General features: G+C 59.2%; 7 protein-coding genes and 3 pseudogenes. 5 read left to right on the forward strand and 5 right to left on the reverse strand.

The window, feature by feature from the left end:
- Positions 1-2 precede the first annotated feature (2 nt).
- From GGD57_RS09760 to GGD57_RS09775, 4 genes and pseudogenes are all read right to left on the reverse strand, one after another.
- Positions 3-520: pseudogene (locus GGD57_RS09760) on the reverse strand (DUF995 domain-containing protein); the annotation flags it as partial.
- 37 nt (positions 521-557) lie between these two features.
- Positions 558-2,426, reverse strand: coding sequence for a glycosyltransferase family 2 protein (locus tag GGD57_RS09765; protein ID WP_184469137.1), 1,869 nt, complete (start codon positions 2,424-2,426; stop codon positions 558-560).
- Positions 2,423-3,406: a UDP-glucose 4-epimerase GalE gene (gene galE, locus GGD57_RS09770; protein WP_184469139.1), complete on the reverse strand. Its 984-nt coding sequence runs from the start codon at positions 3,404-3,406 to the stop codon at positions 2,423-2,425. The genes GGD57_RS09765 and galE overlap by 4 nt, the downstream gene beginning before the upstream one ends.
- Before the next feature lies 1 nt (position 3,407).
- Positions 3,408-4,430, reverse strand: coding sequence for a UDP-glucuronic acid decarboxylase family protein (locus tag GGD57_RS09775; RefSeq protein ID WP_184469141.1), 1,023 nt, complete (start codon positions 4,428-4,430; stop codon positions 3,408-3,410).
- A 387-nt stretch (positions 4,431-4,817) separates the two neighbouring features.
- Here GGD57_RS09775 and GGD57_RS09780 point away from each other — a divergent pair, with 387 nt between their 5' ends.
- The gene (locus GGD57_RS09780; RefSeq protein WP_184469143.1) at positions 4,818-5,129 is read left to right on the forward strand and encodes a hypothetical protein; all 312 of its coding nucleotides are present in this window, start codon (positions 4,818-4,820) and stop codon (positions 5,127-5,129) included.
- Positions 5,130-5,246: 117 nt separating this feature from the next.
- Here GGD57_RS09780 and GGD57_RS09785 read toward each other — a convergent pair whose 3' ends face one another.
- The gene (locus GGD57_RS09785; protein WP_085735439.1) at positions 5,247-6,029 is read right to left on the reverse strand and encodes a helix-turn-helix transcriptional regulator; all 783 of its coding nucleotides are present in this window, start codon (positions 6,027-6,029) and stop codon (positions 5,247-5,249) included.
- A gap of 830 nt (positions 6,030-6,859) precedes the next feature.
- Here GGD57_RS09785 and GGD57_RS09790 point away from each other — a divergent pair.
- From GGD57_RS09790 to GGD57_RS09800, 4 genes and pseudogenes are all read left to right on the forward strand, one after another.
- Positions 6,860-7,081: pseudogene (locus GGD57_RS09790) on the forward strand (fibrinogen-binding protein); the annotation flags it as partial.
- A 107-nt stretch (positions 7,082-7,188) separates the two neighbouring features.
- Positions 7,189-7,374: pseudogene (locus GGD57_RS29120) on the forward strand (HlyD family type I secretion periplasmic adaptor subunit); the annotation flags it as partial.
- A 29-nt stretch (positions 7,375-7,403) separates the two neighbouring features.
- Positions 7,404-7,895: a hypothetical protein gene (locus GGD57_RS09795; RefSeq protein ID WP_184469145.1), complete on the forward strand. Its 492-nt coding sequence runs from the start codon at positions 7,404-7,406 to the stop codon at positions 7,893-7,895.
- Between the two features lie 176 nt (positions 7,896-8,071).
- Positions 8,072-11,464, forward strand: coding sequence for a DEAD/DEAH box helicase (locus GGD57_RS09800; RefSeq protein ID WP_184469147.1), 3,393 nt, complete (start codon positions 8,072-8,074; stop codon positions 11,462-11,464).
- The last annotated feature ends 182 nt before the right edge of the window (positions 11,465-11,646 follow it).

The raw sequence follows: 11,646 nt of genomic DNA on the forward strand, positions 1-11,646 counted from the left end.
CGCCCTCCTTTTCGGGCTACTCCTGGCTCAGCAGGACCTGCTTCAGTTCGCGCGCCTTCGCGCTCACGGTATCCACAGGAATGAGCTTGCGGAATTCGTCGTCATCACGCGCCTTTGCATGGCGGAAGACGTACCAGTTGCCGTCCGGCTGGCGCCGCTGATAGATCGTGTTGCCGAGCTTCTGGTGACCGAAACAGGTGCTGGCGCGGGCCGCGCCCTCGGCATTGGTCCAGGTGGCGCGCATGCAGAGCTGGCCGAGATCGTCGACCACCCATCTGCCTTCGGCGAAAGACTGCTTGCCCTTGTCGCTGGTCCAGGCGACGAAGCGCCGGCCCTCGTCGAAGAAATGGCCGCCGCCGGTGCCCCAGGTCCAGGTCCTGTCGCCATACATCCGATAGAGCTCATAGGCGCTGAGCGGCGTCGGTGCCTTCGTTCCCGCCGCCTCGGCACCGTTCGCTGCCACGGGCAGACACAGGCTGAGGGCAAGGGCTGCCCCATACAATCTCGATCCGATACGCATCACGTCCTCCTACTCGATACTTGCCGGTTCCGCCGGCTCAGACACCTTGTTGATCCTGTCCCGTGTTTCCGAACCCATTCCATCTGATGCGGAACTTCACGGTCCTGGTCTTGCCGCCGAGCCCGGCGCCGGCGACGGCAAACTGCGATTGGCTGAAACTGACGATCGTCTGGCCGTGGGAAAGGGCTTCGAGGCTGCGCAGACCGTGGCTGCCGGCCTGCATGCCGCCGGTGACGCAGATCGCCAATCCGGTGGCCGTCGCAAGCCAGAGCCCGCGGGATTGCGGCCGCAGCGGCAGACCGTTCTCGATCGCATGGCGCGTGACGATCAGCACCGTCAGCGACAGATAGATCGAGAGGTTCATCGCGGCGAAGATATAAAAGCCCTGCGCGGATGCGGCCTCGTTGGGAAGCGCCATGGCGGCCGCGCAAAGCCCGGCGAGCCCGATATAGGGCGCAACGACGCGCAGCGGCAAAGACTGCTGCTGCTGCCCGCCCTTCGGCGTGATGCGGAAGTCGACGAAGGAACCGGAGACGTGATCGCGGACGGCCGCCAGGCTGCCGGCAAGAGACCACGGCCAGCGCAGGAAGATGAAGGCGAGCCCCTCCCAGCCGAACAATTTCGCATTGTGCGGCCGGAAGGTTCTCGTCGCCCGCCAGAAGAAGGCAAACAGCGTCAGCACGATCGATATCGGCGCAAAGTGCAAGAGGAAATCCGGATAGGTGACGTCGACGAAGACGTGGCCCGTCAGCAAGGCGGCAACCGGCAGCAGGAACATCACGGCCATGAAGGCGGAAAACAGCGGATACCACAGCTGCGAGAACACGAACTGCAATCTCAGCCCCCAAGGCAGACGCGTGACATAGTGGCGGGAATGTTGCAGCAGGATGGTGACGAGGCTGCGCGACCACTGGAATTCCTGGACGACGAGATCGGCAAAATTCGCCGGTCCCTCACCATGCGCGATGGCGTCGACGGCATGCACGCCACGCCAGCCGCCGGCATTCATCATCAGCGTCGTCGAATGGTCTTCGGCAAGCTCGGGGCCGAGACCGCCGATCTGACGAAGGGCCGATGTGCGAACCGCATAATGCGAGCCGATGCAAAGCGGCGCCCAGCCATTGTTGTAACCGGTCTGCAGCGAACCATGCAGGCTCGCCTCGGCATAGAGCCTGCCGCGCGCCGCCCAGCTTGCTCCGGCATTCGCATCACAGATGCTGGGGGCGGAGACATAGCCGATCCCGGGATCGGCGAAGGGACGCAGGATCTCGCGGAGATAGGTCGGCGTCGGCACATGATCGGCATCGAACTGGGCGACGAAATCGTAGCGCGCATAACCGAAATGGTCGTAGAAATAAGCGAGATTACCCTCCTTGCAGCGTGTCCGGCGCGGCCAGCTCGTGCGGTGATATTCCGCCACCCCTTTTCGGGTCGAGATCAGCACGCCGTGCTCGGCGCACCAGCGCCTGGTTTCCTGCGAAGGATCCTCGTCGGCCAACCAGACATCGAATTCGACGCCGACCTGGTCGAGCATCGCCTGAAGCGTGGCGCGGACGACGGCAAAGGGCTCGGACGGCGCCTTGGTGACGACCATTGCCACCCGCCCTTCCGGAAGCGATGCGCCGGGGCTGACCGTCCGCGCATCGAGGAAGATCAGGATGAAATAGGCCGGCACGAGCGTGATCCAGGCGAGCACCAGGGTGATCAGCATGAAGGCCGCCCAGGAAATGATATGGGCGGACTGGCACCACCAGATCCAGAAGTAGCCGAGCGCCGCCAGCCAGCAGACGATGCCGAAGCCATAGGCAACGCGGTGCCAGCCGGTGAAAACAGCATCGAACGCATCCGCGGCGGTGGCGGCTTTTGCCGTCCTGGCGCCGTAGCCAAAGCGCGAGACGTCACTCATGCAACGACCCCCAGTCCAAAGGTCGGGCTGGCGGTGCGAATGATCGTATCGATATCCGAAAGAACAGGCGTGAAGCCGAGTTCCGCCTTGGCCCGTGCTATGTCGGCGAAGAGGATCGGCGGATCGCCGGCGCGGCGGGGGCGATAACGCACGGGGACTTCATGGCCGGTCGCGCGATGGATGGCTTCGAGAACCTCACGCACCGAGGTGCCCCGGCCGGAGCCGAGATTGACGCTGAGCGAGCCGCCATCCTCCATCAGATGATTGACGGCGGCAAGATGTGCCTGCGCGAGATCGCTGACATGAATATAATCGCGCACACAGGTTCCGTCCTCGGTCGGATAATCGGTGCCGAAGACATCGAGCCGCTCCAGCCGGCCGGCGGCAGCGAGAAGGGCACGAGGGATGAGATGGGTCTCGGGTTGATGGCGCTCGGCAAGCTCGCCCTCCGGATCAGCGCCGGCCGCGTTGAAATAACGCAGCGCGGCGAAGCGGATGCCATAGGCGGCGGCGAAATCCTCGAGCGCCATCTCGAATATCAGCTTGGTGCGCCCATAGGGGTTGACCGGCAACTGCGGGCTTTCCTCGCGGATCGGCAGGGAGGCGGGAATGCCATAGGTGGCGCAACTGCTCGAAAAGACGATCCGGCCGATATCCTGGTCGAGGCAGGCCTCGAGCAGCGTGAGGCTGCCGACGACGTTGTTCCGGTAATATTTCCTGGGCATCTCGACAGATTCGCCGACATAGGCATTGGCGCCACAATGAATGACACAATCGGGCGAAAACTCTGCGAGGGTCCGGCGCAGCGTGGCGGCGTCGGCAAGCTCGGCCCGAATCAGCGGTCCCCAGCGGACACTGTCGGCATGTCCGGTCGAGAGATTGTCGTAGGTGACCGGAACCATGCCGGCGCGCGCCAGCGCTTTGCAGATATGACTGCCTATGAAACCGGCGCCGCCGGTAACCAGAATATAGCGGGGCATCTCATACGACCTCCGCCTTCTCTGTGCCGGCGAGCACGCCATCGAAATAGTCGACCGTGCGGGCGAGGCCGGTTTCGAGCCCGATGCGGGGCTGCCAGCCCAGCTCGGCCGCAGCCCTGGAGATATCCGGCCGCCGCTGGCGGGGGTCGTCGATGACGCGAGGCAGGTGCACGATCCTGGAACGGGAATTCGTCAGGTCCCGGATGATTTCCGCCAGGCGGCGAACGGTGAACTCGGCCGGGTTGCCGAGGTTGATCGGGCCGATGCAGGCGCTGCCGGCAGCCGAAAAACGCAGGAAACCGTCGACGAGATCGTCGACATAACAGAAAGAACGGGTCTGCTCGCCATCGCCATAGATCGTCAGATCGGCATTGCGCAGAGCCTGCACGATGAAATTGGAAACCACCCGCCCGTCGTCCGGGCGCATGCGCGGACCGTAGGTGTTGAAGATGCGGCCGACCTTGATGTCGACGCCGTAAGTCCTGTGATAGTCGAAAAATAGGGTTTCGGCGCTGCGTTTGCCTTCATCGTAACAGCCGCGCGGTCCGATCGGGTTGACATTGCCGCAATAGGATTCGTGCTGCGGGCTCTGGTTCGGGTCGCCATAGACCTCCGATGTCGACGACTGGACGACGATCGCGCCCGTCTTGCGCGCGCAGTCCAGGGTGTTGACGGCGCCGAGCACGTTGGTCAGGAGCGTGCCGACCGGGTCCCGCTGATAATCGGGCGGAGAGGCGGGCGAGGCAAAGTTGAAGATGAGGGACGCGTGGATATCGAAGGGCTGGCGGACATCATGCTCGACGATCTGGAAGCGGCTGTTCGAGGCGAGGTGATCGACATTGACGCGGCGGCCGGTGGAAAAATTGTCGAGACAGATGACTTTATGACCGCGCTGCAGAAGTCTTTCGCAGAGATGCGAACCGAGGAACCCGGCTCCGCCGTTGACCAGAACGGTGTCCACCCCCTGGGGCACCGCTATGCCTGATGCTTTAGAATAGCCTTCGCTGGGAACGAAACTACGCATTACAAACTCCTTCCCATGTTTTAGTCTTTTGATTTATTGATGCACTGCGCGCCTCAATTATCCTTGTTGATATTCGCCCATCGGCTATTTCAACACGAATAACTTTTTAGTTATTCTTAAGATAACAGAATTACTATTCAAATGATATGACGATAACAGCCAAGGTCAACTTTAAAAATTACAACCATCCAAAATAACTACGCACTATTCTTTGCTTTAACAGATGATTAATCATTTTCTATCTATTTTGCACTTCCAGCGAGTATCCAGACATTTGCTCAAGCCTCACTCAATGAAGTTGACGTAGAAGAAATGGGGGACGGTTGGCCGCGTTGAACTGCGGACCGAGCTTGCATCCGGAAGCGCCATATGAGAGGGGTTTTGACCATGTTGAAAAAACGAGATGCAGCGCAGCCGAAAGGCTGGCGCCTATTTCATTTTGCGATGTTCGCCTGGGGAACGACCCTTGTGATCGGAGCAACGGCCTGCACGGTCGTTAACGACGACATGGCCGCCATCGCGAAAAACAACGCGGTCGAGGTGTCGCGCGTCTCGAAGGCCTATACCTATCCGGCAGATCGGTCCGAACGCCCGGCCGCAGCAACAGTTCGCGTCGCCTATCACGGCTCAGCGCCCTACATCTGCTCTCCAAGTGGCTTCGGACAGAAGTCGCGCTGCTTTGCGCGCCCCTCGATCTGAAGCAACAGCGCCGCTGCATAATTCCTCAAATCGGAATCGGTCCAAGGACAGAATTATGCAGCAATTCAAAGGGCAGCAACGTCGTCTGCACGTCTGAAAGAAAGGTCGCGCTGTCGATCAGTTGCGCCACCGGCCGGACATGTCGTCGTCGCCGGCAGGATGCTCGTTGAAGAAACGGGATGCTGCTTCCGTGCGGTTTCGCACATTCATCTTCTTGTAGATGTTGCGGACGTGAACCTTCACCGTGTTTTCGGAAAGATGCAGCTTGTCGGCGATGATCTTGTTCTGCGTGCCCTTGCAGATGAGATCGAGGATCTGAACCTCGCGGGTGGTCAAAGCGGAAATGCTGTCGCGTCTCAGCTTCAGCGCATTGGTGCGCGCCACGTCGACCGACTTCGTCTGATAGAGCGACGGCTCCAGCTGGGCGTTGTTGTTGGTCAGGCGATTGAGAAGCGCTGAGGGAAAATGTTCGCCGCCCTTCATCAGCAGATCCACCGCGGCCATGAAGACATCGAGCCGCAGGTTGAGCGGCAGGACTCCATCGATGATCCTTGCCTCCACCAGCCGGCTGACATAGGGTTCAAGCATGTCGATGGCTTCGACGACCAGTCCGACCGAGGTTTCCGGGTGATTTTCGCGGGCAGCCTGCAGTGCCTCATGAAGTTCCGGCGCAGGTATATGATAGAATAAAACGAGCTTCAAATCGCCGGTATCTTTTTCCAGCATCGGCTTCGTATTCGTTATGCTTGCCACTTCACAGTTCGGAAATTTCTTTGCCAGCGCTTCTACCATGCATTCTGAAAACAGATCCGCCTTGGCGACCACGAGGATAGTATTTCCCGATGAACCCAACTTCTTTCCCTGGTCTGCGTTCTCCATTCCTGAGCCTGCCATGAACATATACGCCTCCCCTAGCGTTACACTTTACTCAAACGTGGAGCGATGTCGGGTATTAAATATTATGAAATGCCGGCCCCGGCTGTCACCGCTTTATTCTTTAGACATTTCTTAATAATGTTAATACGGATTGAGAAGGAAGGAAATGGCCCAAAGTGATTAGTTTTAGTGGGCAAAAAACGATAATATACAAAGTCTTGGTTGCATTTCTACTGTCGGTGATACTTCAGGGTTATATTTGCTCTCAATATAGATGAGCGCTCGATGTAATATTTCAGTACAGATTGTTATATTTTTGGCATTCGGGAAGTGTCGAATAATGAGACAGGCAACCGTCGAACGGCGCCGCTCAACCCAGCGGCGAATGTCGGTATCCGGAATGCTCGCTGCTCGGCGACGACCCAACCGAAGCGGTCTCAACCGATCATCGACAGGGCTAGCCAGCGGCGGCAGATCTGCCTTTAGCCCGAATTGATATCTATCGGATCCACAATTTTTCCAGCAATCTTTGATGGTTGCCCAAGTGACGACATGAAAGCGTCAGGTATTTGCGTGCGTTTTTGATGCCAGACCTCCATTGGGGCAACTCAACGAAATAAATCCCGAATACTCATTATCCTCTCCAGGAGGATGAGCTGGATACGAGCGGTCTTGTACTGAGTGCGTACGTTCCCAATACCAACGATTTGATCAACAAATCGCGATCATGCCGCAGATGACTGGTTTCGAATACATCTGCCGATGTCAACACATCGGAGCGAGCGCGAGCAAAATCCCATTTGAGATGAGAGGGATGTCGAAAAGCTGCTCCGGTTTTTTCTGGAGACACTCCGATGCCTGACGACTATCAGCGCGACCCGAAGCCACCCGGCGACGAAATCACGAAGGCCGGGGCGCTTGCTGACGGTTTTGCCAACGGGGCTGTCAATTCAACTGAAGTCGACAACGGTTCGACCGGTTATGTCGGCCTCGCCAATAGCGACGATCGCGGCAATACCGACAACGGCGTCGACGTAACCGCCAACGCCGATATCGATGTGTCTGCCAATTCCGGCTTCTACCTCGAGCTCGTTCGGGGTGCGAACCTGCTCAGCAACACCGTCGACTCCAGCGTCTTCGGCGGCAATTCGCGTGACTCAGACATCGGCGAGGACGGTAGCACCTGACGCCAGGCACGGTACAGCTCGAATGGTACGGCGGCGTGCCGCGCTCGACCCGCTTGCGCAGCATCGTCGGGACGGCGGTTCTCTTCGCCTTGTCGGAGGGTTTCGGCTTCTGGGCCGCAACGGCGCCACTTGCTTCGGCCGTCATGGCGCAGGGAAGTTTCGTTGTGACCGCAACAACAAGATCGTCCCCTCCGGAGAAGAAAGGGCGAGCATGGCTGCGATGTCCGATGTCCTGTTGCGGGTCGGCCGCTTGAATTATGTCTGGACGAACACCGAAAGCCTGCTGATCTACATCATCGCCCATCTTCTGAAGGTCGAAAAGGAAACGGCAATCGTCGTCTTCCTGACGCTCAACACGACGCGCGCCCGGATCGACCTCGTCGAACGGCTTGCCAAGCTTGCTTCGACCTCGCCTTCCGACCGGAAGGCGATCCTCTCAGCCACGGCGCGGTTGAAAAAGGAATCCAAGATCCGCAACAAATACAATCACTGCATCTATTCTTTCGACGAGAAGGGAGAGATCTCCAGCACGCAGCTGATGCGGCTGGTCGAGGACGACAAGGAAATCCGCTACGGCAAGATCGAGCAGATGGATGCACGCGAGCTCGACCTTCTGGAGAAGTCGATCGCCGAAATCGTCGCCATCAGCCAGACGCTGTGGGCCTTCATCCACGCAAGCCCGCAGATCTCGGGCGGGCTTTGATCTAATCCGCATGAACGTGGTGCTGCCAAAACTGCCGCGCCTTCCGGGCGATATCGATCGAAGGCGGTGCCAGTTCGGCGAACGACGCCGGCCACGTCTGCATGGTCTTTGATTTTGCGTTGCGATCCTTGTTAAAAGAGGCGCAAGCCAATTTTGCAACTCCGTAGCGGAAACTCATGCAGACCAATGCAGATCGCGCCGAAAGGGAACGGCTTCTGGCCATTCTCGATTTCTGGCACAAGATCGAGTTCTTCATTCCCTACGATCTCTCCAGCCGTATCGTCACAGGTGAAGGGCGCAGTGTCTTCTGGCTGCATAGAAAGACGCTCGAAGACGACGGTGCCGCACTCAGCCGTCCAGCGATCCCCGAGGAGAAACAGATTACCGGTTTTACCCTGTTTCTCGGCGTTTTCAGCAAATCCGAAATTACCGGCATCCGCAGGCACTTCGACAGTCTGGCGACCGATATCGCCGAATATGAGGATGCCGAACGCAGCGATCTCGATGGCGATACCTGCTTTGCCAGCCTGCAGCTCACGCCGCTGGGGCAGCCGATTTTCGAAACATTTTCCGTTTCCACGCTGCCATGGGCCTTGGGGCGCGTGCAGAAATCCGGCCTCTCCTCGCTCAGTTCCGAGGCATTTGCCGACAGCAAGCGGCAGCTATCGGAATTGCTGCAAAATTTTCGGGCGCAGCGGCATTTGAGATCTTCATCTTCAGGAGACATCGACGATCCACCGATCGATGCCGGCGAGATCCTGACGCTGCATGAATTGCTCTGCGATTGGGCCAAATTTGCCTCGCATCGGGAGAAGCCCATCGCCGCCGTTGAAATCCGCTACAAGGACAGGATAGAAAAACCGGAAGTCCTCTCGCTGCCGCCGCAGCAGGAGAGCCCTTCGCCCGATGCCGACGATGCGGAGGATGAGAGCGCAAACGTCGAGGAAGAGATCGGTATCCTGAACAGCTTCTTCATCGAGGATATCGAGCGGACGATGACGCGCGTCAAAAAGGGCGATATTCCCGAGCCACTCAGGCGATATCTCACCGCGCTTTCCCGGGAGAAGCGGATCGACCTCTACTCGGAGGATGGACGCCGGGCGATCGTCCGGGCCTTGCATCCTGGCAATCTCAACCGCGGACGCTGGCTCGGCGAACCGCATCAGGCGATGAGCCTCATGCAGCAGTTCGCGATCAATTCAGCCGTCGGCGACCTTTCCGAAACCGGACTTTTTTCGGTCAACGGCCCACCGGGGACGGGAAAGACGACCCTGCTTCGTGACATGTTCGCAGATAACATCGTTCGGCGCGCCCGGATTCTCTCTTGCCTGAAGACGGCGCGCGATGCGTTTGACGGATCGGTGCGCCGCGCCATTTTCGCAGATCGGAGCACCGCCACCCTATCGGCGCTGATCCCGGCCCTTGCCGGTTTCGAGATGGTCGTCGCCTCTTCCAACAACGCCGCCGTGGAGAATATTTCGCGTGACCTTCCCAAGCGAAGCGCGATCGCCAGAGGGTCTTCATTCCAGTATCTGCAAACGGTCGCGCACAAGATCGCCTGCCAGAAGGACAATGGCGCCACTGTCAAGCTTTCCGACGGCGACCGACCATGGGGGCTGATCGCCTGTGCGCTCGGGAATTCCAGGAACCGCCGCGCCTTCAAGGAACGTTTCGCTTTCATGGAAATCATCGACCGGCCGAAGCCCGGCTGGTCCGGCCCTGACAAGCCACAGACCATTTGGGAATGGCTGAAAAGCTATGAAGGACCGACCTTTGCCAAAGCGTCGGCAGATTTTGATGCCGCCGACGGCGCGGTTCGCGACAGGATCGGCCAATATGCACGTTATGCCGATCTCCATGACGAGATCACCCTCGGTTCGCAGGATAGCTTCTGCCGCGAGGCGCTTGAAAGGGTGGCAGCCGCTGCGGCCCAACGTCGAGATGCGCAGGATCGATGCGACAGGGTCGCCGCCGAAATGCGTCGCATCAGGAAAGATTTGTCTGATCTGAAGGAGGAGGAACAGTTGCTCGACCGCAGCGCTCCTGCTCGATGGAAAAGACTGCTGGCGACCAACCCCGCGAGGCAGCATCGGCAGGACGTCGTCGCCAATGCGCTGAAGCAACTGGAACTGCGCAAGGCGCTGACGGAATGCGAGCATCAGCTTGTCAAAGCCGATGGGCCCGTGCTGGAACGGACTTTGCGAGAGCATGACCGGGCTGAACGGGCACTGCGGTCACGACGGAAAATCTGGTCCGCGAAAAGAGAAGAATTCGAGCGGCTGGCGGAAATTCTCGGTCATCCCGCCGCACCCAGGAGCCTTGCCGATCTCGAGACCGAGCAGGTCCAGATCGACGGCCTTTGGCATCAGGACGAACTGGCGGCCTTGCGTTCGGCATTGCTGGAAGCGGCGTTGACGCTGCATGAAGCCTGGCTGGCGGATGTCGGCAGGAAGGGCGGAGGGTTTGGCGGCAACATCGTCGCCATCAGCAAACTGCTTTCCAACAACAATCCTGTCGACAGCGACTATATTGCATTGATCTGGCAGAGCCTTTTCATGATCGTTCCGATCGTGTCGACGACGTTCGCGTCCTTCTCCCGGCAGTTCCACGGCCTCGAAGCCGGTTCGATCGGCTGGGTTTTCATCGATGAGGCCGGTCAGGCCGTGCCCCAGGCCGCTGTCGGGGCCTTGCTGCGGGGACGCCGCGTCATGGTGATCGGCGATCCGCAGCAGATCGAACCGGTCTTCACCCTGCCGAGTGCGCTCATCGCCGCCACTGCTGCGCTCTCGCCCCATACGGCGACAGGACAATATTCGCCGAACATGGCATCGGTGCAGATGCTGGCCGACGCCGCCAACCGCTACGGAACGACAATCGAGGGCGAGGAAGCGGACGGACTCTGGATCGGCACGCCGCTCAGGGTGCATCGGCGCTGCATCGATCCGATGTTCAGCCTTGCCAACCGGATCGCCTATCAGAACAAAATGATATTCGGCCTGAGGCAACGCCGGCCGGCCAGCGATGCGCCGCCGTTTTACGGCGACAGCGCCTGGATCGACATCAAGGGCAAGGTATCCGGAAAGCAGGCTGTTGCCGAACAGACGGACTTCATCGTCGATCTCCTCACCGCCACCTATCGTCGGGATGGCGCATTGCCGGATCTCTATCTCATCTCGCCATTCAAAGAGATCAAGAACCGTCTGAGGGAGGCCCTGACCCATGCAAGATGGATCGATGCGGACGGCAATCCGCGTTCATCTCCGCCAAGACTGTCGAGGTGGCTGCGAGAGCGGATCGGCACGGTGCATACTTTCCAGGGCAAGGAGGAGGACATGGTTTTCATGGTGCTCGGCGCCGACGCCGACCATAGCGGAGCAGCAGCCTGGGCGGCTTCGAAGCCGAACCTCCTGAACGTGGCCCTTACGCGCGCCAAGCACCGTTTCTACATCGTCGGCGACCGAGCCCTCTGGGAAACGCTTCCTTATTTCAGAGAGACGGCGAGCGCGTTAGGTACGATCCAGGCAGCCGACTTCCTTGCCGGGATTGATGGGACAGAAGGCCGTTTTTAAGGAACTATCGGACAGCCGCTGTTTTTGGAGGGCCGAAACGCCAAAAGCCCGCACGGGGCGGGCTTTTGGCGATGGTGAAGTGGAAGATTTGGTTGCGGGGGCAGGATTTGCCCCGTTCGGGTCTTAAACCAGTCCACTGGACTGTTTTATCGGGCTTTGCCCGACCGACCGCTCACCCTTCA

Origin of the sequence: Rhizobium esperanzae, from assembly GCF_014197615.1 — a bacterium.
Classification (GTDB): domain Bacteria; phylum Pseudomonadota; class Alphaproteobacteria; order Rhizobiales; family Rhizobiaceae; genus Rhizobium; species Rhizobium esperanzae_A.